This is a genomic window from Amycolatopsis sp. BJA-103, from assembly GCF_002849735.1.
Classification (GTDB): domain Bacteria; phylum Actinomycetota; class Actinomycetes; order Mycobacteriales; family Pseudonocardiaceae; genus Amycolatopsis.
The window spans coordinates 5146190-5168985 of the sequence record NZ_CP017780.1 but is presented as its reverse complement, the minus strand read 5'-3'; the positions used below and the strand labels follow the sequence as shown (position 1 = coordinate 5168985).

Below are 22796 nucleotides of genomic sequence, written 5' to 3'. Positions count from 1 at the left end.
AATGCTGAGGACATCTCAAAGCAACGAAAGAACGCGAAAGTGGGCCACGCCACTCGACTGTGGGGTGATATTCACTCGATCAGGTGGTGCATATCGGACAATTCACCAGTTTCCTGGTGATCATGAAACAACCACTCGCCGTGCTTCGTCACGACCTGCCCGCCTCGTTGGTGGTGTTCCTCGTCGCCGTCCCGCTGTCACTCGGGATCGCTCTCGCGTCAGGGGCGCCGATCGTCGCGGGGCTGATCGCGGCCGTGGTGGGAGGTGTGGTCGCCGGCGCGCTCGGCGGCTCCCCGCTTCAGGTCAGCGGTCCGGCCGCCGGTCTGACGGTGATCATGGCCGAAACGATCGCGACCTTCGGCTGGGCCACCACCTGCGCGATCACCGTCGCCGCGGGCGCGCTCCAGATCCTGCTCGGGCTGAGCCGCATCGCGCGCGCCGCGCTCGCGATCTCACCCGCCATCGTCCACGGCATGCTCGCCGGGATCGGCGTCACGATCGTCCTCGGCCAGCTGCACGTCGTGCTGGGCGGATCGGCGCAGAGTTCCGCGCTCAAGAACATCGCCGAACTGCCCGCGCAGATCGTCGGCCACCACGACACCGCCGCGCTGATCGGCGTGCTCACCATCGGCATCCTGCTGCTGTGGCCGAGGCTGCCCAAGGCCGTCCGCAAGGTGCCCGGCCCGCTCGCCGCGATCGCGCTGGTGACCGTGCTGTCCGTCGCCGCCGGGATGACCCTGCCCCGCGTCACGCTGCCGGGTGACCTGCTCAACATCCGCTTCGCACCCGAATTCCCGGGCACCGGCTGGGGCGCGTTCGCCGTCGCCGTCATCACCATCGCCCTGATCGCCAGCGTGGAAAGCCTGCTCTCGGCCGTCGCGGTCGACAAGATGCACACCGGGCCGCGGTCGAACCTCGACCGCGAACTGATCGGACAGGGCGCCGCGAACATGACCTCCGGCGCGCTGGGCGGCCTCCCGGTCACCGGCGTGATCGTCCGCAGCTCGACCAACGTCGCCGCCGGTGCCCGCACCCGCACCTCGGCGATCCTGCACGGGGTCTGGATCCTGGTGTTCGTCGCCGCGTTCGCCGGGCTGATCCAGAACATCCCGCTCGCCGCGCTGGCGGGCCTGCTCGTCCACGTCGGCGCGAAACTGGTCAACCCCGGCCACATGAAACAGGTCCTCAAACACGGTGACCTCGGGCTGTACCTGCTGACACTCGCCGGTGTCGTCGTCTTCGACCTGCTCACGGGTGTCCTGCTCGGCATCGCGCTTTCGGTGCTGCTGATGCTGCGGCGCACGGTGTGGTCCGGGATCCACGCCGAACGCGACGGTGAGGAATGGCGCGTCGTCGTCGAGGGCGTCCTGACGTTCCTTTCGGTGCCGAGGCTCAGCCGGGTACTCGCGACCGTGCCTGACGGCGCGAAGGTGACCCTGGAGCTGGTCGTCGACTACCTCGACCACGCCGCCTTCGAGAGCCTTTCGAACTGGCAGCAGGGACACGAGCGCACCGGCGGCGAGGTGATCGTCGACGAGGTCGGGCATCCGTGGTTCGCCAACGGCAAATCCGGCGATCCCACCCTGACCAGGACGGACGCGGTGCGTTCGGTGCCGCGGCTCCTCGCACCGTGGTCCGACTGGCAGGCCAAGGACGTCCAGGTGCCCGGCCAGCGCGGCGGTCCGACACTGCGCGGGGCGACCGAGTTCCAGCGGCGCACCGCGGCGCTCATGCAGCCCGCGCTCAGCAAGCTGGCGGGCGGCCAGTCACCGCACACGCTGTTCATCACCTGCGGTGACGCGCGGATCGTGCCGAACATGATCACCACCAGCGGTCCCGGCGACCTGTTCACCGTCCGCAACATCGGGAACCTGGTGCCCGCCCGGCAGGCCGACCCGTCGATGGGGGCCACCGTCGAGTTCGCCGTCGGCGTGCTGAAGGTGCGCGAAATCGTGGTCTGCGGGCATTCCGGCTGCGGTGCGATGCAGGCGCTGGCCACCGGCGCTCCCGACGGCGCGCCGATGCTGGCCTCCTGGCTGCGGCACGCCGAGCCGAGCGCCAAGCGCAAGGTCACGGTGACCCTCGACGGCGAACGCCCGGACACCGAGGTCAACCGGCTGGCCCTGCAGAACGTGCTGCAGCAGCTGGAGCACCTGCGTCACTACCCGCTGATCGCCGAGGCCGAGGCGCGCGGCGAACTGCACCTGACCGGGATGTACTTCGACGTCGGGGCCGCTCAGGTCTACCTGACCGACGACGGCAGCCCGTCGTTCACCCCGGTCGGGGCCGTGACCACCTCCGGGAGCTGAAGGACGCCTTACCCGCATGCGATGGGGCCAAAGCGTCCTTCACCCGATCGCATGCGGGGATGGTCCCCTTCAGCTCCCCTCCAGGCCGACCCACTAGATTCAACCCACGTGAGCATGCTGGTCATAACCGGCACCGGAACCGGTGTCGGCAAGACGATCACCACCGCCGCCATCGCCGCGCTGGCCGCCGGGCAGGGCCAACGCGTCGCCGTGCTGAAACCGGCGCAGACCGGAGTGGGGCCGGACGAGCCGGGCGACCTCGACGACGTCCTCCGCCTCGCCGGCCCGGTCACCACGCGTGAGCTGCGGCGATACCCGGATCCGCTGTCACCCGAGGCGGCCTCCAGGCTTTCCGGGCTGCCGACGTTGTCCCCGAGCGAGATCGCCGCCGCGGCGAGCGATCTCGACGGCGAACACGACCTCACCCTCATCGAAGGCGCGGGCGGGCTGCTGGTCCGGTTCGACGCCGACGGCGCCTCGCTGGCCGACGTCGCCTGGTCGCTCGGCGCGCTGGTGATCGTCGTGGCCGAGGCCGGGCTGGGCACGCTCAACGCGACCGCCCTGACCGCCGAGGTCGCGACCAAACGCGGGCTCACCGTGGCCGGGGTGATCATCGGCTCGTGGCCCGACGAGCCCGACCTGGCCGCGGTGTCGAACCTGCGGGACCTGCCGGTCGCCGCCGGCGCCCCGCTGCTGGGCGTACTGCCCGCCGGCCTGGGCTCGGCGGAGCCCGAGGAGTTCGCCGCCCGGGCCAGGGCGGGTCTCTCGCCGTGGTTCGGCGGGGAGTTCGATCCGGAATGCTTCGTCGGCCGCGCGTCGGCGCAGAAGTGATCTGCGTCGCTGTGTCCGGGACACCCGGTCGTGCACGATGATGTGCCTTTGCTTTGACGCCCCACCCCGAACAGGAGCCGCCTCGTGACCACAGCCCCGGAGACCGTCGACATCCTCGCCGTGGCGCGTGAACAGGTCCTCGAGCGTGGCGTCGGCCTCGGCGAGGAGCAGCTCCTCGAAGTCCTGCGGCTCGGCGACGACCACCTGACCGATCTGCTGGCGCTGGCCCACGAGGTGCGGATGCGCTGGTGCGGCCCCGAGGTCGAGGTCGAGGGCATCATCAGCCTCAAGACCGGCGGCTGCCCCGAGGACTGCCACTTCTGCTCGCAGTCCGGCCGCTTCCCGACGCCGGTGCGTTCGGCGTGGCTGGACATCCCCGGCCTGGTCAAGGCCGCCCGTCAGACCGTCGAGACCGGCGCGACCGAGTTCTGCATCGTCGCCGCCGTCCGCGGTCCCGACAAGCGGCTGCTCTCGCAGGTCCGCGAGGGGATCAAGGCCATCCGCGAGGACGGCAACGACATCCAGATCGCCTGCTCGCTCGGCATGCTCACCCAGGAACAGGTCGACGAGCTCGTCGAGATGGGCGTGCACCGCTACAACCACAACCTGGAGACCGCGCGCTCGCATTTCGCGAACGTCGTCACCACGCACACGTGGGAAGAGCGCTGGGAGACCCTGCGCATGATCCGCGAGGCGGGCATGGAGGTCTGCTGCGGCGGCATCATCGGCATGGGGGAGAGCGTCGAACAGCGCGCCGAGTTCGCGGCGCAGCTGGCCGAGCTGAACCCGGACGAATGCACGATGAACTTCCTCATCCCGCAGCCGGGAACGCCGTACGAGGGCTACGAGGTCGTCGAAGGCAAGGACGCGCTGCGCACCGTCGCCGCGTTCCGGCTCGCGATGCCCCGCCCGCTGCTGCGCTTCTCCGGCGGCCGTGAGCTGACCTTCGGCGACCTGGGCACCAAGCAGGGCATGCTCGGCGGCATCAACGCGATCATCGTCGGCAACTACCTGACCAACCTCGGCCGCCCGGCCACCGCGGACCTGGAGATGCTCGACGAGCTGAAGATGCCGGTGAAGGCGATCAGTGACGTCCTCTGACCGACCGGCGTTCTGCGTCCACTGTGGACAGCCGTCCGACGGCGGCGCGGAACATCCCGCTTGCCACAACCCGAGAACGGCCCTCGAACCGCCGCGCTACTGCACGTTCTGCGCGCGGCGGATGGTCGTCCAGATCACCCCGGTGGGCTGGACGGCCCGGTGCAGCCGTCACGGTGAACTGGCCGGCTGATTCCCGCGACTCGGTGCCGGGTTGCGTGCGCTGGGAGCGTCATTGGTTACGCTCTGCTCAAGCTGCGTGAGGGAGGAGTCCGGGTTGGGCGAGACGTCGGGAAAACCGGCACACCTGTCTTCCAGCGTGTCCGACCCCTGGTCGGTGCCCGTGCTGCCGAGGCCGCGCCGCCCACACCCGAAGGTCGTCATCAAGGCCGATCTGCTGCCGGCGGTCAGCGTGCTGTCCACGGCGGGCCTGCTCGGCTTCCCGCTGGCCTGGCTGTGGTCGCGGCTCGCACCGCCGCAGCGGATGCGCGTGATCAACGACCGCGGCGGTCTCGCGCCGCTGGAACTGGAGAGCTGGCACCGCTTCGACGACCTCGCGATCTACGGTTTCCTCGCGCTCGGCGCCGGGCTGCTGATCGGCGTCGTGACCTGGATGCTGCGGGAACGCCGCGGTCCGGTCGTGCTGATCGCCGCGACCGGCGGCGCGACCCTCGCGGGCTGGCTGGGCGCGACGATGGGCGTCTCGTTCGCCAACGGCCGCTACGAGATCGCCGCGGCACCGGCCGTCGGCGACGTCATCGCGAAGGCGCCACAGCTCGAATCGACGTGGATCATGCTCGCCGCGCCGCTGATGACCACGCTGGTGTACACGCTGCTGACCGCCTGGAACGGGCGAGAAGATCTGGGTCGCCGCCTCGGCTGAGCGTTTTCCTCTAGGGTGGGCGGCAACTTCTCTAGGGGGCTCTTCTTGACCGACGACATCGAGGTTTCCCGGCACAACGCCGTCCGCTTCCCGGGTATCAGCCCGCGTGCCTACGAACACCCCGTCGACCGCGGCGCGCTGGCCACCCTGCGCGCGGTTCCCGGGTTCGCGCAGGTCGTGAAGGCGGTTTCGGGCTTCTACTCCGAACGCGGCGAGCGGCTCATGGCGCTCGCGTCCGGCATCCGGGTGGGCCCGAAGCAGTACCCGGAACTGGACAAGCTCCGCAACGAATGCGCCGAGACCCTCGACCTCGAGCGCGTGCCGAACCTGTACGTCGCCCGCAGCCCCGAGGTCAACGCGCAGACGATCGGCATGGACGAGCCGTTCATCGTGCTCAACACCGCGGCCGTCGAAGCGATGGACCTCGCGTCGCTGCGGTTCGTGATCGGGCACGAGATGGGGCACGTGCTGTCCGGGCACGCGGTGTACCGCACCATCATGCTCCGGCTGATCGGCCTGCAGATGTCGATGTCGTGGACGCCGGTGAGCGCGATCGGCATCCGCGTCGTCATCGCCGCGCTGCGCGAGTGGTACCGCAAGGCCGAACTGTCGTGCGACCGCGCCGGGCTGCTGTGCTCGCAGGACCCGACGGCGGCGCTGCGGTCGCAGATCCTGGTCGCGGGCGGCATCGACCCCTCGAAGATCGACATCCCGGCGTTCCTGCAGCAGGCGGCCGAGTACGAATCGGTCGACGACATCCGCGACAGCTACCTGAAGCTGCGCTACGTCGAGACGATGTCGCATCCGCTGGCCGTCGTGCGGGCCGCGCAACTGCAGAAGTGGGCCGCTTCCGAGGAGTACCGGGCGATCCTGGCGGGCCAGTACCCGCGCCGCGACGCGGACGCGCCGTCCTCCACCTGGACCGACGACCTGAAGTCGGCCGCGAAGTCCTACAAGGATTCCTGGAACAGCTCGGCCGACCCGCTGACGAAGGTGTTCAGCGACGTCGGCGAGGCGGTGTCCGGTGCGGCGGGCAAGGTGTGGAACAAGTTCGGCAACGGCTCCGACAGCACCCCGGAGTCCGGTAAGTAGCCCTCGCGCGCGCTATGAAAGTCCCCTTCATTGCAAAATTTGCAATGAAGGGGACTTTCATAGCATCCGGCGGGCCCGCTCAGTTCAGGTTCGAGGGGCGCGTGAACTCGCCGAGTTCCCCCGGCGGCATCGGGACCGCGCCGAGCGTGCTGAGGAACCCGGCCTCCCGCGTCAGCAGCCGGCACGCGATCCGCAGCCGCCGCAGCGGGTTGGACTCCTCCAGCAGGCGCTGCCGGTCCTCCATCGGGAGCAGGCAGTCGGCGGTGAGCCGGTACGCGAGCGCCGCGATGTCGCCGTCGTCGGGCGGGGTGGTCCAGTCGTCGGCGTGCCAGGCGGACTCGCAGTAGCGCCGGTGCGCGGCCTTGGCGACGTCGGCGAGCCTGGCGACGGTGTCGCCGTGCACCGACGAGACCCGGTCGTCGGGTATCCATTCGACCGAGCCGATCAGGTAGGGCGCGGAGACGCGGTCTATTTCGAGCAGCCGGAACCGGCGCCGCGCGGTGGTGACGACGTCGAATCTGCCGTCCGGCAGCCGTTTCGCCTCGCGCAGCACCGTGCTGCAGCCGACTTCGTGGACGTGCTCGGGCCCGCTCACCTCCCGGATCATCGCCGAACGCAGCGCGACGACCCCGAACTCGCGGTCCGGGATGACGTCACCGACGAGGTCGGTCATCAGCTGCCGGTACCGCGGTTCGAAAATGTGCAGAGGGAGGTGTGTTCCGGGCAGAAGCACGGTCTGTAGCGGGAACAGCGGCAAGATCGCCTTCCCGGTGGACTCATCGCTCGGCTCGGTCACCCGTTCAAGGTACGGGCACGGCACGCACTTCGCAGGACGGTCACTTCGCGGCGGGCGGGCGGAACACCGCGAACGGGTCGGTGATCTGCATCCCCTTGCCCGCGAAGGAGAAGAGGGCCGCCGGACGCCCACCGCTGCGCCCGGGCGGAGCGGTGTGCCCGGTGGGCAGGAGCAGCCCTCGCCGGGACAGCACACGCTGCAGGTTCGTCGCGGACACCCGGTAACCCAGCGCAGCCGAGTAGAGCCCCCTCAACGCCGATACGGTGAACTCTTCCGGGGCGAGCGCGAACCCGAGATTCGTGTAGCAGAGTTTCGACCGGAGCCGGTCCCGCGCGCGCAGCACGATGGACTCGTGGTCGAACGCCGTCCGCGGCAGCTCGGAAACGTCGTGCCATTCGGTGTCTTCCGGGATCTCGGGGTCCACATCGGACGGTACGAGGCCGAGGAACGCCGTCGCCACGACGCGCGGGCCCGGCACCCGGTCCGGCGCGCTGAACACCGCCAGCTGCTCCACATGCTTCAACTGGCGTACGTCGACCTTCTCCGCGAGCTGCCGCCGAATGGACGCCTCGACGTCTTCATCCGGGCGAAGCCTGCCGCCCGGCAGGGACCAGCGGCCCAGATGCGGATCGAGCGCGCGCCGCCACAGCAGGACCCGGAGTGTGTCCGAGCGCACTTGCAGGACCGCTCCCAAAACCTCGTGGGCGAGGGGGGTCTGGGTGTTAAGATGACTTCGCATGGTTTTCGATTGTAAGGCGAAAACCGACTTTGGACAAATCGGTCCAGGAGGGCCAGAACGATGACGAGCACCCTGCAGAACGACCTGACTCCCTACGGTGGCGTCGTCGCCGACGCGGCTTGGGCGGAGGAGGTGCGGAGCCTCGCTCGCCAGCGCGACGCCGTCCTGCTCGCGCACAACTACCAGGTCCCCGAGATCCAGGACATCGCCGATTTCACCGGCGATTCCCTCGCGCTCAGCCGGATCGCGGCGAGCAGTGAAGCGTCCACCATCGTCTTCTGCGGCGTGCACTTCATGGCCGAGACGGCGAAGATCCTGGCGCCCGAGAAGACGGTCCTGATCCCGGACGCGCGGGCCGGCTGCTCGCTCGCGGACTCGATCACCGGCGCCGAACTGCGCGCCTGGAAGGCCGAGCACCCCGGCGCCGTCGTCGTGTCGTACGTGAACACCACGGCCGAGGTCAAGGCGGAGACCGACATCTGCTGCACGTCGTCGAACGCCGTCGACGTGGTCGCCTCGATCCCCGCTGACCAGGAGGTTCTGTTCCTGCCGGACCAGTTCCTCGGCGCGCACGTCAAGCGCGTGACGGGCCGCGAGAACATGCACATCTGGGCCGGTGAGTGCCACGTGCACGCCGGGATCAACGGTGCCGAACTGGCCGAGCGGGCCGCGGAGAACCCGGACGCCGACCTGTTCATCCACCCGGAATGCGGCTGCGCGACGTCGGCGCTGTACCTCGCGGGCGAGGGCGCCGTCGCCCCCGAGCGGGTCAAGATCCTCTCGACCGGCGACATGGTCCACGCCGCCCGCGACACCAAGGCGAAGTCGGTCCTCGTCGCCACGGAGATCGGCATGATCCACCAGCTGCGCAAGGCCGCGCCGGAGATCGACTTCCGCGCGGTGAACGACCGGGCGTCCTGCCGGTACATGAAGATGATCACGCCTGCCGCCCTGCTGCGGTCGCTGCGTGAGGGTGCCGACGAGGTCCACGTCGACATCGAGACCGCCGCCCGTGCCCGCGCTTCCGTGCAGCGCATGATCGAGATCGGGCAGCCTGGCGGCGGAGAATGACCGACCCGGTTACCGCCCTTCAGGCGAAAACCCACCCGGAGTGGGAGGCCGCCGCCGATCTTGTGGTGATCGGCAGCGGAGTGGCCGGGCTCACCGCCGCGCTGCGCGCCCAGGAGCTCGGCCTGCGCGTCCTGGTGGTCACCAAGGCGGCGGTCTCCGACGGGAACACCCGGTGGGCGCAGGGCGGGGTCGCGGTCGTGCTGGAAGGTGAGCACGAGCAGGGCGATTCGGTCGGCAAGCACGCCGCGGACACGCTCACCGCCGGTGCCGGGCTCTGCGAAGAGGAGGCCGTCCGCTCGGTCATCGCGGGCGGCCCGGCCGCGGTGGCCAGGCTCCGGGCCGAGGGCGCCCGCTTCGACCCGGCGGTCGAAGGGCGGCCCGAACTCGCCCGTACGCGGGAAGGCGGGCACAGCGCTTTCCGGGTCATCCACGCGGGCGGCGACGCGACCGGGGCCGAGGTCGAACGGACGCTGGTCGCGAAGGCCGGTGACCGGCGGATCCCGGTGCTGGAACACCACATCGCCGTCGACGCGATCCGCACGCCCGCCGGCGAGGTGGCGGGCGTGACCGTGCTGGACCACCACGGCGTTCCCGGGGTCGTCCGGGCATCCGCCGTGCTGCTGGCCAGCGGCGGGCTGGGGCAGCTCTACCAGGCGACGTCGAATCCGGAGCTCGCCACGGGCGACGGGCTGGCGCTCGCGTTGCGCGCGGGAGCGCAGCTCGCGGACGTCGAGTTCGTTCAGTTCCACCCGACGGTCCTGTTCACTCCGGGCGCGCGCGGCCGGTGCCCGCTGGTCACCGAAGCGGTGCGCGGTGAGGGCGCGACCCTGCACGACGCGACGGGCGCTTCGGTCATGCGCGGGGTGCACCCGCTCGGTGATCTCGCGCCCCGGGACGTCGTGTCGGCGGCGATCACGCGCCGGATGGTGCAGGCTCCCGGCGGTGTCGACGACCACGTCTTCCTCGACGCCACAGGGATCACCGGGTTCGCGAAGCGGTTCCCGACCGTGCACGCGGCGTGCGCGGTGATCGGTCTCGACCCGGCGAAGGACCCGATCCCGGTCACGCCCGCGGCGCATTTCGCCTGCGGTGGCGTCGTGACCACTGTGGACGGACGGTCCGGCGTCCGCGGCCTCTACGCGGCGGGCGAGGTCGCGAGGACCGGCCTGCACGGGGCGAACCGCTTGGCCTCCAACAGTTTGCTCGAAGGACTCGTCGTCGGGCGCCGGGTGGCCGAGGCGGCCGCCGCGGACCTCGCCGCCGGGTTGCTCGCGGACCCGCGTCGCGGTGTGCTCAAGCCGCCCGCCACGGTCGCGGTCACCGATCGCGACGCGTTGCAGCGCGCGATGAGCCGGTACGCCGCGATCGGCCGCGACGAGGAGGGGCTCGCCGTCGTCGGTTCGGTGCTGGATCTTTCGGTGATCGAGAGTCCTTTGTGGACGCCTCGGATCGTCGAGGACGCCGCCCTCACGGTGGTGGCTGAGGCGTTGGTCGCGGCGGCCGCGCGCCGGACGGAATCCCGGGGCTGCCACGTGCGGACCGACTTCCCCGGACGTGACGACAACACCTGGCAACGCGGCCAGCTCATCCGGCTCAGCCCGTCCGGGCAGCCGGTACTGGCCGATCCGATCGCTTTGGAGGGTGTGGCATGAGCGAATTCTCCCACTGGGTCACCAAGGCGCTGGTCGACCACGGTCTCGACGTCCCCGACGTCCACCGGGTCGTCACGACGGCGCTGGCCGAGGACCTCCGCTACGGACCCGACGCGACGACGAACGCCACCGTGCCCGAGTCCGCGCACGCGCTGGCCGAGCTCACACCCAGGAAAGCGGGCGTGATCGCCGGGATCCCGGTGGCTCTCGCGGTTTTCGACGTCGTCCTCGGTTCGGGCCTGGAGATCCTGGCCGCCCGCGACGACGGCGAGCGGCTGACCGCCGGGGAGCCCGCGCTGGTCGTGCGCGGCCCGGTGCGCGGTCTGCTCACCGCCGAACGCACCGCGCTGAACCTGCTGTGCCACCTTTCCGGCATCGCCACCGCGACCGCCACCTGGGTGTCCACTGTGGACGGCACCGGCTGCCGCGTCCGCGATTCCCGCAAGACCCTGCCCGGCCTGCGGCTGCTGGAGAAGTACGCCGTCCGCGCGGGCGGCGGGGTGAACCACCGGCTCGGTCTCGGCGACGCGGTGCTGATCAAGGACAACCACGTCGTCGCCGCCGGTTCGGTGACGGCGGCACTGGCCGCGGCCCGCGAGCACGCGCCCGAACTGCACTGCGAGGTCGAGGTCGACGACCTGGACCAGCTGGAGGAGGCGCTCGCCGCGGGTGCCGACGAGGTGCTGCTCGACAACTTCACCCCCGACGAGTGCGCGAAGGCCGTCGACCGGCGCGACGAGGTCTCGCCGAAGACCCGCCTCGAATCCTCGGGCGGACTGCGGCTGGACGTCGCGCGGGCCTACGCCGAGTCCGGTGTGGACTTCCTCGCCGTCGGCGCGCTCACCCATTCCTCACCCGCGCTCGACCTCGGGATGGACCTGCGCTGACCTGAGTGGTCACCATCGGAAGTCCTCCTGGGGTCTCGACGGCCCAGCTTCCCGCTGGACGCACGGCCGTGAGACCCGAGTACAACCCGGTACGAGGACCTCACGGCCGCACGCCCAGCGGAAACCTGGATCCACCGAATACCCCGGGAGGACTTCCGATGGCAACCACTGGCAAACTAGAATTCCCTTGTGTGACAAGGGAATTCTGGAGGAATGGTGGGCATTGCCGGTAAAAGTGCCGTCGCGGGAGGCGTGGCCTTCGTGGCACTGCTCGGCACCCCCGTCCCGGGGACGGCGGTCGCCGAGCAGTGCGCGAACCCGACGGGCACCTACACCGCGGCCGTCCCGTGGGGGCAACGGCTGATCGATCCCGCGCGGATCTGGCCGCTCTCCCGCGGCACCGGCCAGCTCGTCGCGGTGATCGGCACCGGGGTCGACGGCCGCAACGGCCAGTTCGCGCCCGGTCAGCTCGTCGGCGGCCAGGGCACCGAGGCCGAAGACTGCGACGGCCGGGGCACCATCGCCGCCGGGATCGTCGGCGCGCAACCGGATCCGTCCACCACGTTCACCGGGATCGCGCCCGGCGCCAAGATCCTCCCGATCCGCTACACCCAGGTGAACGGCGGCGGCGACCCCGGGCAGCTCGCGTCCGCCATCGAGACCGCGCTGAACCGCGGCGCCGGGATCATCCTGATCGCCGTCCCGGCCGCTACCGACAACCCCGCGCTGACCGGCGCCGTCTCGCGCGCCAGGGAGAAGGGCGCGCTGATCGTCTCTCCCGCCGCGGGAACGCAGCAGGGCCAGACGTCCTATCCGACCGCGACCCCGGGCGTGCTCGCCGTGGGTTCGACCAACCAGGCCGGCGAGGCGGTGCAGACGGAATCCGGTGCCTACGTGGGGGTTTCGGCGCCCGGCGCCGAACTGGTCAGCACTTCCGCGGGCGCGGGCGGGACCGTGGCGCACCGGTGGCCGGTGAGCGATCCCAGCCTGGCCGCCGCGCACGTCGCCGGTGTCGCGGCGCTCGTGCGCGCGTATCACCCGGAGCTGTCGCCGGAGCAGGTCGTCGCCCGGCTGACGCTGACCGCGCACCGCGGTCCGAACGGGGCGCACGATCCCCGGCGGGGCTGGGGCGCGATCGATGCCTACGCGGCCGTTTCCGCCGCCATCCCGGCCGGTACGCCCGGTCCGGGAGGACCGCCGAGCGTCGGTCCGGACACCTACGTGGTCCCCGCGGCCGCCCCCGCGCGAGCGAACGCGGACAAGGTCGCGGGCGTACTCGCCGTCGTCGGGGTGGCCGTCGCCATCGCGGCGGGAGTGGTGGTGGCCGCGGCCAGGCGGGGCAAGCGCCGGGGCTGGCGGCCTTCGCGTTTTCGCGCCTCGTGAGCGGCAGCGGAGTACTGGGGGACACCACTGCCGCTCACGAGGTCTTTTTGCGACCCCCGGGGTACTAGGGGACGGATACGCAGGCTGTCGAGCCCACGATGGCCACGCCGTCTCCGGCGCGGGAGACGTGCACGTTGAAGTCGGCGCCGTCGCGGCTGAACTGCGCGATCAGCTCACGCGGGTTGCTGCGGTCGCGCGCCCGCCAGCCCTGGCCTTCCAGCAACGGCAGGACGACGTCGACGAGCTTGCGGACCGCGTCGGACGCGTCGTCCACGCGGAGGCCGTACTGCCAGCAGAGCAGCCGCCCCGGCTGGGTCGGGTCGCAGTCCAGTTCGCCTTCCACGGTGCGCTCCGCGCTGGTGCCGAAGGTGCCCGCGACGCCGTCGATGACCGCTGTCAGATCCTCGGCCAGCGGGTCGAGTTCGGTGTTCCTGGTGATCATGACCAACCCCTCACAGGCCTCGGCCCACGCCTTCGACGGCCATCTCCCGCAGCGAGCCACTCGTGAAGCCCTCGTGCGTGAGCGGTCCGCCCGTGATCACACCGTAGATGTTGTTCCACGAATCCGAACCGGGCTTGAGCACCCCGCTGTGGGAATCCATGCCCCACTGCAGGTCGCCGTTCGCGTCGCGGCCGGTTTCCAGTTCGACGACGCCGGGGAAGCGGTCGGGGTCCGCTCCGTGCCCGGCGCCGAGCCATTCGACGAGGCCCGCGTTGCCCTGCGCGACCACGATCGGGTCGAAGGGGGCCGTCATGGAGTATCGCTGCACACCGGCCTGGCTGGCCGGAAGATCGTCCGGGCCCCAGATCCCGTGTCCCATGCCCGCGGATTCGACGTGCAGCACCTGGTCGGCCCGGAGCCCGAGCTGCTCGGCGAGCCCCACGGTCGCGCCGCCGTAGCTGTGCCCGACGGCGGTGACCACGACGCCGGGGCCGGCGTGGCTGTCGATCTGGCCGCGCAGTTCGTCGCCGAACGCCTTGAGTTCGGGCGCCATCGTCTGCGCGTAGTGCGCGGCGGGGCCTTCGGTGATCACGTTCTGGGGGAAGACGCCGTCGGCCCAGACCACCATCGCGGTCCGTCCGGTGGCGTCCGCGGCGACCAGGCTCTTGCCGAGGTCGGCGTAGCTCTGGAAGTTGTCGAACGAGGTGTTGACGCCCGGGACGAACAGCCCGACATTGCGGGTGCCCGGTTCGATCCGGCCGACCAGTTCGGCGATACGCCCGAGCTCGCGCGGATCGAACCGGAGGATCTGCCGGTCGTTGGCGATGATGTCCTCGTACAGCGCGATGCGGTTGCGCGCGTTCGTGATGTCGTCGGCTTTTCCGCCGTGCGCCAAGAGGTTCGCGAGCCGCTCGCGCTCCGACGTCAGCGCGTCGGAGACCTTGGTGCGGTTCTCGGCGATCGCCGCCGCCCACTGCCCGGTGTCGGCCGCGCCGCCGACACCCGCCGGATTCCCGGCCTTGGGCAACGGGCTCTCCGGCATCAGGGCGCGGTACGAGGCGGCGACCTGGACGTCGGCGCGCCGGTAGCCGCCCGCCGCCGCGCTGAGACCCTGGTGGATCACCGTCGCCTTGGTGAGCTGGCCGTCGAGTTTGCCCGCGACGTCCTTGATCGTCTTGGTGAACGTCGCGGAAGCCGCGCTGGAGGCCGAAACCTGGCCGAACGCGGTGGCGGGGACGTTCTCACCCGCGAGCGCGGTCTGCGCCGTCTTGAGCACGCCGGCGCGCTGTTCGAGTTCGGCCGCCGCCGCTTCGAGCCTGGCGGGGGCGACTCGGTAACCGCCCGCACTGGATGCCATCACCGAGCCGCCTCTCCTGTTCAGAAAGAAATGTTCAGAAAGAAATCAGTACTGTTCGGATTCTTCGCCGAGCACGGCGGGAGCGACCGGGGACGACTGACCCCAGACGTTCTCGGTCTCCACGAGCCACGGCGGGATCCGGCGCCCGGAGCCCATGTCGCCGCCCGCGCCCATGCCCATCGGCATCATGGGCATCATCGGCATCGCGCCCTTGGCCGCCGCCGCGCCCGCGGCACCGGCCGCTCCGCCCGCCAGCCCGCTCATCGCGCTGCCCGAGGAACCGTCGCCCGCCAGACCGGAGAACGCGGCCGGTGCCTCGCCGGGACCGGAGAACCCGCCGCCCGCGCCGATCGCGCCGCCGTCCAGCGAGGGCGCTCCGCCGCCGATCGGGATGCCGCCACCGGCACCGCCCGCGGTCGCGCCGGCCGCACCGGCGCCACCTCCGGCGGCGTCACCGTTCTTGTCCTTGCCGTCGTTCGGGTTCTTGCCGTTGGCCCAACCCGGGACGCGCGGCATGATCGAGCCGAACCGGCCGAACGCGGCGGCCGAGGCCGCAGCGAGACCTGCGGTGAACATGTCGCCGAACAACGGGTTCGACTTGGGGGGCTGGGGCTGCCCGGTGGTGGGCGGGGTGGAGCCGTCCGACGGCAACGGGTGCGTGTTGTCGCCCGGCAGCACCCCGACGCCGGGCGTCCCGCCGATGTTGTTGCCGACGGAGCCACCGCCGGGGGCCGTGCCGCCACCGGTGACCGGCGGCGGGGCGACGGCGTTCGGCGAGGCCGGAATGGACTCTTCCGCCGTGGAGTACTCGCCGGCGAGCTGGGTCATCACCACGATCGCCTTGCTGTGCGCCGCGTTGGCCGCGCCCGCGGCCTGCTGCTGCGCCTCGACGTTCGAGATCGCCTGCTGCCGCTGCTGCGCGGCGGCGATGACCGTCGCCTGCGACGAATCCGGGGGCAGCAGCGGCGGGTTCACGGCCAGCGCGAGGTCGGCGGGGGAGACGTCGGGCACCGCGACCGGCGGCGGCATCTCCTTCTTGGCCTTCACCAGCGCGTCCGCCGCGTCCTCGAGGAGGTGGTTCATCGCGTGCGCGGTCTGGGCGACCTTGCGGATGCCGCCGACCAGGTCGGTGATCATCGTGTGGTACTTGTCGGCGGCGCCGCCGGTCCAGCTGCCGGAGAAGTCCTTCAACTCGCCGGTCAGGTTCTCGGCCTGTTCGAACAGCCCGGAGCCGGTGGACTGCCATTTGTGGGCCGCGTGCCGTGCCGTGTTGGGGTCGCCCGCCTGCAGCATCGCGTAGAGCTGCTGGTGCGAAAAGGCGGCGAAGTTCGTGTGAGCGGTGCTGGTCATCCCTTGTTCCCCCCGCCGTTCGAGCCGCTGTTGCCACCCAGCACCCCGCCGAGGACGTTGAGCAGGGGATCGAGCAGCCCGGTCTGCTGGCTGGAGTGGTTCATGTCGCCCGCCACCGATTCGTCGGCCGCGGCGTAACCGTCGGCGACGGTCGTGGTGACGTCCTGCGCGAAGGTGATCGCGCCCTTGACCTGGTCCAGCAGGCCCTGCATCTCGGCGACCGCGGCCTTGTGCGCCTTGTCGAGGGAACCCGCCTCCCCGAACTCGCCGAACAGCAGCGGCTGCTCGCCCAGGGTCAGCAGGAAGTCGTTCGGCTTGGACATCGCGTGGATCTGGGTCTCCAGTTCCCGCACGAAGTCCTTCAGTGATTCCAGATGGACGTAGTACGACTGGTCTTGCATTGATCCCGGCTCTCTCGTGATCGGCCATGCCTACAAGGGACGACTACGCGCAAAGCCGGCCGGCCGGTGCCGAGGGGGGTGAAAGCACCGGCCGGCCGACGGATGGGGACTCAGCCGGCGAACAGGCCCTGGTTACGGTTCTCCAGGCTGTGCTGGATATCGTGGGCGTCGCCGACCTTGCCGCCGAACTGCGCGATGATCGCCACGATGTCCGCGGTGGCCTGGCGCAGGCGGGTTTCAGACGCACGGGCGGCCTCACCGGCGGAGCTGCCGGAGGCGTACCAGGTCTGGGTGATCGGCTGCAGGTTGGTGTGCAGCTGTTCGAGCTGGGAGGTGAGCGCCTTCGCCTTGGCGGCCAGCGAGGCCGAGCTGTGCTGCAGCGCGGCGAAGTTGATTTCGACGACGTCAGCCATGATTGGTGGTCCTCTCGCGGATCAGGGGTTGAGCCGGTGGATCACGGTCTGGTCGACGGTCCCGCTGACCCCGGTCAGGCTTTCCCGGACCTGCTCGTCACCCGAGTTGTAGTTCCGGTTGCTTTCGTGGACGAGGCGCGACATCGTGTTGAGCTCGTTCACGGCGATGGTCATCTTCTCCTGCAGGCGGCGCTGCAGGTCCCAGAACGCGACGGCCTGGTCACCCTTGTAGTTGTGCAGGGTCTGGGTCAACTCGCTCTCCAAGCTGGCCATCGTCGTTTTGGCATTCGACGCGGTTTCCTCGAACCCCTGGACGGCGCGCGCCATCGCAGCTGCGTCTGCCTGATATCCCGTACCGGTCATGGATGGGCCACCTCCTCTCATCTCGCTGGAAATCCCGGTGAGCACCAGGGGACGCCCTGTCTGCTCTTGTGAAGGACACGCTAGAAAAGAGGGGAGTGTGGTCAAACGGCACAACTGCCGGTCAGGGTGACGGCACTATTACCCACAGCTCGGGGGTAGGGCCTTCCCCACCTTCGATCCGGGGGAGTACTCCAGTGTTCGAAGTGGAGCCTCCCGGCACCCTCTAATCCATGGTGGACAGGGGATCCAGGACGGTACTGCATCGCCCGTTGATGATCTTGGCGGCGGCGATGGCGGTGCTCGGGACGATCGCGCTCGGCGGTCTCGTTTTCGACGATCGCAGCCTCGTCAACGCGCCCATTTGGCTCAAACCGCTCAAGTTCACGATTTCCGTGGGGCTCTACGCGGTGACACTGGCCTGGCTGATCGGACAGCTGACCCGGGGGCGGCGGCTGGGCTGGTGGCTCGGGACGGTGTTCGCGGTCGGCCTCGGCCTCGACATGGCGCTGCTGTTCTGGCAGGTCATCGTCCGCGGCAGGACGCTCCACTTCAACCAGGAGACCCCGGCCGACCAGTGGATCAACAACATGGTCGCGAACGGCGCCTTCACGGGCTGGGGAGCGACGGCGGCGATCGCGGTTCTCCTGCTGTTCCAACGTCTTCCCGACCGGGCGATGAACTCCGCGTTACGCGCGGGTGCCGCGTTGTCGGTCGCGGGCATCGGGATCGCGCTGCTGATGTTCGGGCCGAACGAACAGCAGGCGGCCCAGTTCCGCTCCGGCGAACGGCCGTCGATCATCGGCGCCCACGCGGTCGGTGTGCCCGACGGCGGTCCGGGGCTGCCGGTGGTGGGCTGGAGCACCGTCGGCGGGGACATGCGGATCCCGCATTTCGTCGGGATCCACGCGATCCAGGCGTTGCCGCTGGTCGCCTACGGTCTGCTCGTGCTCGCCCGGCGGTATCCGGTGCTCGAATCGGAATTCGTGCGGCGGAATCTGGTCCGGACCGCTTCGGTGGGTTTCGCGGGATTGCTCGTGCTGCTGACCTGGCAGGCTCAGCGGGGACAGTCTATCGTGCACCCCGACTTCTGGACGCTGGTCACGGGCGCCGGGATCATCGCCGTCGTGACGGCCGGTTCGGTGCTCTCGCTGCGGGCTCCGAGGCCGATGCACCAGCTGACGTGATCTTCACCGTATCTCCGCGAAATCCACTCGGGACTTCCCTCGCGATCGGATAGTTTCCGGGGCGATAAAGGGGGTAAGCGTGACTGGAACGCGGACTTGTCGGCGGGTTTCGGGCGGACGCGCGGGCGTACTGGTCACCGCGGCGGTGCTGAGCGGTGGGGCGGCGCTGATCGGCGGGGCGGCTTGTTCGTCGGGATCTTCTCCCGACGCGGCCGCTCCGGCGGCGCCCGAGGCGTTCGGTCCGGCGGGATATCGCGGGCTGACCTTGGGGATGGCCAAGGACGCCGCGCTGGCGGGCGGGAAGCTCGCCTCGGCGCCGACGTCCAATTTGGACGGTTGTACCGATTTCTCCTACACCGGCGGCCCGGCACCCGACCCGGCGCGGATGAAGGCCGAGGCCGACGTCGAGGCCAAGGCCAAGGACCTGAACAAAAAGGCCGACGAACTCGAGGCCGATCCGGAGTCGAAGCCGGGCGCGTCCGCGGAGGAAAGCGCCAAGTCGGCGGAGAAGTCCGCCAAGGACGCTCTGCTGTTCGCCGATGCCGCGCAGGCGTCCGCTGATCTGGCGGGCAAGCGGGAGGAACGCGACAAGGCGTTCGTGGCCGCCGGTGGCGCCTCCTTCGGCAAGGACGGACTGCGTCAGCTCGCCGCGCCGTCGGACGCCAAGACGGCCGAGGGGATCGGTGCCGGTTCGGGGTTGGCGGAACTCAAGACGGCCTACGACGCCAAGGGGATGAAGACCGGCGACAACGGCCGGTTCCAGGTTCCCGTCGACGGGAAACCGGACTGGGTCTACGAGTTCACCGTCGCGGGGGACAAGGTCGGCTCGGTGTCGATGGTCAGTCCGAAGGCGAAGTGCGCCTGAGTTTCGCTCCGTGGACGATGAAGATCACGAGTACTGCAAGGTCTTTCTTCAGGCGAAGGAAGACCTTGCAGTCGATTTCTTGACCGGCTTGCTGGGTGTGCGAGACCGGCTCGGGGTGTTCTCCTTGCCGGAGGCGATCGTGGACGTCTCGCGGAACCCCGGCAGGGGCGCGACCGGCGACTTCATCGGGTGGCCTGCCATCGTCGAAGTGGAGGCCGAGGAAGGCGCCGAGAGGGCGTCCGTCGTCGGCCTCGTTTCGAGGATCTTGTCCGCGCTGTGGGAGGCAGGGATCCCGGCCGTGGCGGCGTGCGACTACGAAGACGAACTGCCATGGCGGGGCGGAATCGGACGGCTGGAAACGTGAAGGCGATGGGGCCGTTCGCTTTCGAACGGCCCCATCACCTCCGTGTCAGACTCCCGCGGTGGTGCGGATCCAGCTGCGGCTCGCCGCGACACTGGCGTAGTTCTGGGTGCCCTGCGGGTTCGTGCCGGAGTTGCTGCCGGTCGAGCAGACACCGACCTGGACGCCGCCCGAGAGCTGCGGGCCGCCCGAGTCGCCGTGCCAGGCCGAACCGTTGACGCCGACACTGGCGATGGCCTGGCCGCCGTACGCGTCGCTGCTGGTTCCGGTGATGCGGACGTTGGCCGTCTTCAGGACGCTCGACGGCGGGTTGTTGCCCTGCGTGCGACCCCAGCCGTAGATCTGGTTGGTGGTGCCGCTGGACGGGTTCGCGGTGCCGAGCTTCATGTACGTCGTGCTGACCGCGGTCGTGAGGTGCAGCAGCGCGATGTCGCCGCTCGGGGCGGCTTTCTGCTGGTCGACGTCGGCTTCGGTGCCCTGGTTCAGGTTCACGTTGCCGACCTTCACGTGCATGCCGGGCTTGTTGAGGCAGTGCTTCGCGGTGAGGACCCACTGCGGGGCGATGATCGTGCCGGAGCAGTTGAAACCGCCGAACGCGGTGGCGTCGTCCCAGTAGATCTGGGCGCCCCACGGCGCGGAACTCACGGTGCCGCCGCCGATGATGTCCTGGCCCGCGTTCGCGGCGGGGGTGGCGGCAAGGGTCAGCGCCGCGGCGGCGCCGGCCACCGTTGCGACGATCTTGGACATACGCATGAATACGCCCTTCGGCCTGCGTCGGGGAGTTCGTTTCGACTTGAAACGGTTTCACCAAGTTAGGCGGCGGTAAGGGCTTTTGTAACCTACCGAAGTCGGTAAGCGTTGCGAGGAAAGTATTGGGCCGTCCGGGTCGGGGGCGGCCGGTGTCCGATTGGGATCGTGGCGCTGGACAGTGAGGCTGGGCAGTGAGGCTGGATCGTCAGGCTGGACAGTGAGGCTGGATCGTGAGACTGGGGTATTTCGGGTGGATTCTCCGTTTTCTCCGGGAAGGCGTTTCTTGGCGCGGTGGTTCCGCGTTGCCCGGTTGAGCCGCTTAGGGTGTGGTGGGTGACTACTCGGGTGATCGTGCTGAACGGTGGGTCCAGTTCGGGTAAGTCGGGGATCGCCCGATGCCTGCAGGCGGTGCTGCCGGAGCCTTGGCTCACTCTCGGCGTCGACACCTTGATCGACGCCATGCCGTCCACTGTCGACGATGGGATCGACTTCGCGAGCGACGGCGGGGTGAACGTCGGCTCCGGGTTCCAACGTCTCGAAAACGCGTGGATGGCCGGTGTCGCGGCGATGGTGCGGGCGGGCGCGCGGGTCATTGTCGACGACGCGTTCCTGGGCGGCGCGGAATCGCAGCGGCGGTGGCGTGAGGCGCTCGACGGGCTCGAAGTGTTGTGGATCGGGGTTCACTGTGACGGTGTTGTCGCCGCCGGGCGGGAGATGGCGCGAGGGGACCGGGTCGCGGGGATGGCGGAGGCGCAGGCCGAGGCCGTGCATCGGGGTGTGGTCTATGACTTCGAGGTGGACACGGGGTTGAACGAGGCTTTGGTGTGTGCGCGGGAGATCGGTTCGCGAGTCACCTAGGTGGCTGAGCCGGGGCTGATTGACGAGTTCGCCACCGGTGGTGCGTCAGGTCCTGTTTGGACGCCATGCCGCTCGCCGGTCAAGTCCGGGTGGGCTTTGTGAACGTTTGTGCGCCCGGGTTCCGTGAATAGCCACCAGGGCCATGGAAGGCCTGATCACGCCGGCCTGTCGTCCTCTGGTTCTTCGCGTGGTTCGTGGAGTGGTTCGGGTGTCGCGTCGTAGGTGTGCCCGCTTGGGGTGGTGAGGGTCGTGCCGCCGTTTCCGGTGGGTTCGGCGTACCAGCCGGGTTCTTCTTTGAGTAAGTTGTGAATTTTGCAGTTGCCGTGGCAGTTGTGGTGATTGGTTTTGCCGTCGCGGGCCCAGCCGGTGATGTGGTCGATTTCGGAGAACTCCGCCGGACGGTGACAGCCGGGATGGGTGCATTCCCGATCCCGCGCCTTGATCAGCCGGGCCAATGAGGCCGGTGACCGATAGGTGCCGGCACTGGCTTCGAGGAGTTGACCGGTCGCGGGATCGGTGATCAACCGCGACCAAGTCGAATCCGGATCCGAAGCGATTTCACGGACCAGCCAGTCCGGAATGGGCCCGTAGCCCGCCAGGATGGCAGGGTCCTCGCGAACACCGACCAGGGTCAGGAGATCCACATAGACGTGAATGTGCGCGCGAGGCTTTCCGCGGCCGTCTTCTGCGAGGAGACGTTCGCCGAAGATGTCGGCGCGATGCTGGTCGAGGGTGCGGGACTTGTCTTCCGCTCGGCGCGTTCGTGCGGCCCGGCTCATCGAGGCATAGATCGAACTGGCCACCTCCGTGGGGAGGTATCCCGAGAGCGTGGACATGGTCTCGTCGTCGTGCTCCAGCGAAATATGCCGTAGCTCGCGTTTCTTTTTCGCTCGATCCCGATATCCGTCGGGATCGAACTTCTGCACGGCGTGGTTCACCGAACTGCGGATCGCCGAAGGATCACGACCCGCCAGACGTAGGGACATCCATTCGTCCACCTGCGCGGCGACCTCGTCCGACACGTCACGGGTCAACCTGGTGACCTTGGACGCCTTGAACAGATCGATATCGCCCTTCTCCAGTGCCGCCAAGGTGTTCGGCAATCGGGCCACCAGGGCGCAGGAGGTCTCGACGAGCAGGAACGCTTGATTGCGGGAGACCGAGAGGCGCAAAGCCACCTCCTCGGTCACCGATCTTCGCGACCCGCCGACGGCGGCGAACTCGGCTAACGCGCGGACCTGACGACCCTGCGCCTGACGATGTGAAACCTCCTCGTCGAACGCGGTCTCAAGAAACCGAGCAGCTTTCAGGTTAAAAGCAAGAGTTGTGGTCATGCCGATTATCATAGTCGAACATGAGTTCGATCACCACTGAATGCGTGACCGGATTTACGCGGAGAGTGAACGGTCCGGTGAGTGACCTTTCCCGGGTTGCGGGCCCATTCACGGGGCGTCGCGGACTTCAGTGCGACCGCAAGTCGTCTCGCATCGCTTCCTGTACGGACGGACTCCCGGGTGCGCTTCAGTTCCCTGGGGTTGGCTTCCCGTTCAGGGTCGGTGACGTCTTTGCCCCCGGCGGCCACAGTGCGTAAGCCGCGTACGGTCCGGAAGTAGTTCACCGCCGCCGTCGTCACCTCAGTCGGCGCGACCACTTCCAGTTGGTGACGCTGCTCGTAGCAAGGTGCGCGTGGCCGGTAGCGTCGTCCACTGCA

The 22796-nt window shown here is 69.4% G+C and carries 24 protein-coding genes; 14 read left to right on the top strand and 10 right to left on the bottom strand.

Annotation, left to right across the window (positions count from 1 at the left end; all coding sequences use genetic code 11):
• Positions 1 to 122 precede the first annotated feature (122 nt).
• The 6 genes from BKN51_RS22370 (at position 123) to BKN51_RS22345 (ending at position 6213) form a co-directional block, all read left to right on the top strand.
• A complete protein-coding gene (locus tag BKN51_RS22370; RefSeq protein WP_174720440.1) occupies positions 123 to 2309 on the top strand; it encodes a SulP family inorganic anion transporter in 2187 nt (728 codons plus the stop codon).
• Between the two features lie 114 nt (positions 2310 to 2423).
• Complete coding sequence (gene bioD, locus BKN51_RS22365; RefSeq protein ID WP_174720555.1) at positions 2424 to 3140, top strand: dethiobiotin synthase; 717 nt, start codon at positions 2424 to 2426, stop codon at positions 3138 to 3140.
• Positions 3141 to 3224: 84 nt separating this feature from the next.
• Complete coding sequence (bioB, locus tag BKN51_RS22360) at positions 3225 to 4241, top strand: biotin synthase BioB (RefSeq protein ID WP_101609472.1); 1017 nt, start codon at positions 3225 to 3227, stop codon at positions 4239 to 4241.
• The gene (gene bsaP, locus BKN51_RS22355; RefSeq protein WP_101609471.1) at positions 4228 to 4431 is read left to right on the top strand and encodes a biotin synthase auxiliary protein BsaP; all 204 of its coding nucleotides are present in this window, start codon (positions 4228 to 4230) and stop codon (positions 4429 to 4431) included. The genes bioB and bsaP overlap by 14 nt, the downstream gene beginning before the upstream one ends.
• Before the next feature lie 84 nt (positions 4432 to 4515).
• Positions 4516 to 5121 (top strand): DUF2567 domain-containing protein, encoded by a 606-nt coding sequence (locus tag BKN51_RS22350; protein WP_101609470.1) that lies wholly within the window; start codon positions 4516 to 4518, stop codon positions 5119 to 5121.
• Positions 5122 to 5166: 45 nt separating this feature from the next.
• Positions 5167 to 6213, top strand: coding sequence for a M48 family metallopeptidase (locus BKN51_RS22345; RefSeq protein WP_101609469.1), 1047 nt, complete (start codon positions 5167 to 5169; stop codon positions 6211 to 6213).
• Between the two features lie 79 nt (positions 6214 to 6292).
• Here the strand turns inward: BKN51_RS22345 and BKN51_RS22340 are convergent, their stop codons facing one another.
• Together BKN51_RS22340 and BKN51_RS22335 are read right to left on the bottom strand one after the other, a co-directional pair.
• Entirely contained in the window at positions 6293 to 7009 is a 717-nt protein-coding gene (locus tag BKN51_RS22340) for an LON peptidase substrate-binding domain-containing protein (RefSeq protein ID WP_101609468.1), read from the bottom strand.
• Between the two features lie 40 nt (positions 7010 to 7049).
• Entirely contained in the window at positions 7050 to 7685 is a 636-nt protein-coding gene (locus BKN51_RS22335) for an NUDIX hydrolase (RefSeq protein WP_101609467.1), read from the bottom strand.
• A 123-nt stretch (positions 7686 to 7808) separates the two neighbouring features.
• Here BKN51_RS22335 and nadA point away from each other — a divergent pair, with 123 nt between their 5' ends.
• From nadA to BKN51_RS22315, 4 genes are all read left to right on the top strand, one after another.
• Complete coding sequence (gene nadA / locus BKN51_RS22330) at positions 7809 to 8819, top strand: quinolinate synthase NadA (RefSeq protein WP_101609466.1); 1011 nt, start codon at positions 7809 to 7811, stop codon at positions 8817 to 8819.
• Complete coding sequence (locus tag BKN51_RS22325) at positions 8816 to 10471, top strand: L-aspartate oxidase (protein WP_101609465.1); 1656 nt, start codon at positions 8816 to 8818, stop codon at positions 10469 to 10471. Before nadA ends, BKN51_RS22325 begins: the two co-directional genes overlap by 4 nt.
• Complete coding sequence (gene nadC, locus BKN51_RS22320; RefSeq protein ID WP_101609464.1) at positions 10468 to 11358, top strand: carboxylating nicotinate-nucleotide diphosphorylase; 891 nt, start codon at positions 10468 to 10470, stop codon at positions 11356 to 11358. The genes BKN51_RS22325 and nadC overlap by 4 nt, the downstream gene beginning before the upstream one ends.
• Positions 11359 to 11571: 213 nt before the next feature.
• A complete protein-coding gene (locus tag BKN51_RS22315) occupies positions 11572 to 12741 on the top strand; it encodes a S8 family serine peptidase (protein WP_101609463.1) in 1170 nt (389 codons plus the stop codon).
• Between the two features lie 64 nt (positions 12742 to 12805).
• Here the strand turns inward: BKN51_RS22315 and BKN51_RS22310 are convergent, their stop codons facing one another.
• From BKN51_RS22310 to BKN51_RS22285, 6 genes are all read right to left on the bottom strand, one after another.
• Complete coding sequence (locus tag BKN51_RS22310; protein ID WP_101609462.1) at positions 12806 to 13183, bottom strand: hypothetical protein; 378 nt, start codon at positions 13181 to 13183, stop codon at positions 12806 to 12808.
• Between the two features lie 10 nt (positions 13184 to 13193).
• Positions 13194 to 14540, bottom strand: coding sequence for an alpha/beta hydrolase (locus tag BKN51_RS22305; protein ID WP_101609461.1), 1347 nt, complete (start codon positions 14538 to 14540; stop codon positions 13194 to 13196).
• 45 nt (positions 14541 to 14585) lie between these two features.
• Positions 14586 to 15890 carry a WXG100 family type VII secretion target gene (locus BKN51_RS22300; protein WP_101609460.1) on the bottom strand — a complete coding sequence of 435 codons (1305 nt, stop codon included), beginning with the start codon at positions 15888 to 15890 and terminating at the stop codon, positions 14586 to 14588.
• Positions 15887 to 16291 (bottom strand): hypothetical protein, encoded by a 405-nt coding sequence (locus BKN51_RS22295; RefSeq protein WP_101609459.1) that lies wholly within the window; start codon positions 16289 to 16291, stop codon positions 15887 to 15889. Before BKN51_RS22295 ends, BKN51_RS22300 begins: the two co-directional genes overlap by 4 nt.
• A gap of 110 nt (positions 16292 to 16401) precedes the next feature.
• Complete coding sequence (locus BKN51_RS22290; protein WP_076168025.1) at positions 16402 to 16704, bottom strand: hypothetical protein; 303 nt, start codon at positions 16702 to 16704, stop codon at positions 16402 to 16404.
• Between the two features lie 21 nt (positions 16705 to 16725).
• Positions 16726 to 17067 (bottom strand): WXG100 family type VII secretion target, encoded by a 342-nt coding sequence (locus tag BKN51_RS22285; RefSeq protein WP_073848466.1) that lies wholly within the window; start codon positions 17065 to 17067, stop codon positions 16726 to 16728.
• 230 nt (positions 17068 to 17297) lie between these two features.
• Here BKN51_RS22285 and BKN51_RS22280 point away from each other — a divergent pair, with 230 nt between their 5' ends.
• From BKN51_RS22280 to BKN51_RS22270, 3 genes are all read left to right on the top strand, one after another.
• Positions 17298 to 18251 carry a hypothetical protein gene (locus BKN51_RS22280; RefSeq protein ID WP_101609458.1) on the top strand — a complete coding sequence of 318 codons (954 nt, stop codon included), beginning with the start codon at positions 17298 to 17300 and terminating at the stop codon, positions 18249 to 18251.
• Between the two features lie 79 nt (positions 18252 to 18330).
• Entirely contained in the window at positions 18331 to 19116 is a 786-nt protein-coding gene (locus BKN51_RS22275) for a hypothetical protein (protein ID WP_233223739.1), read from the top strand.
• 79 nt (positions 19117 to 19195) lie between these two features.
• Positions 19196 to 19480 (top strand): hypothetical protein, encoded by a 285-nt coding sequence (locus tag BKN51_RS22270; protein WP_146044384.1) that lies wholly within the window; start codon positions 19196 to 19198, stop codon positions 19478 to 19480.
• A 45-nt stretch (positions 19481 to 19525) separates the two neighbouring features.
• On the opposite strand, the gene BKN51_RS22265 is transcribed toward BKN51_RS22270, so the two are convergent.
• Positions 19526 to 20224, bottom strand: coding sequence for a S1 family peptidase (locus tag BKN51_RS22265; protein ID WP_174720554.1), 699 nt, complete (start codon positions 20222 to 20224; stop codon positions 19526 to 19528).
• 336 nt (positions 20225 to 20560) lie between these two features.
• Here BKN51_RS22265 and cpt point away from each other — a divergent pair, with 336 nt between their 5' ends.
• On the top strand, positions 20561 to 21085 hold the full coding sequence (gene cpt, locus BKN51_RS22260; protein WP_199193060.1) for a chloramphenicol phosphotransferase CPT: 525 nt from the start codon (positions 20561 to 20563) through the stop codon (positions 21083 to 21085).
• A gap of 155 nt (positions 21086 to 21240) precedes the next feature.
• On the opposite strand, the gene BKN51_RS22255 is transcribed toward cpt, so the two are convergent.
• Positions 21241 to 22419 (bottom strand): HNH endonuclease signature motif containing protein, encoded by a 1179-nt coding sequence (locus BKN51_RS22255; protein ID WP_101609455.1) that lies wholly within the window; start codon positions 22417 to 22419, stop codon positions 21241 to 21243.
• Positions 22420 to 22796 lie beyond the last annotated feature (377 nt).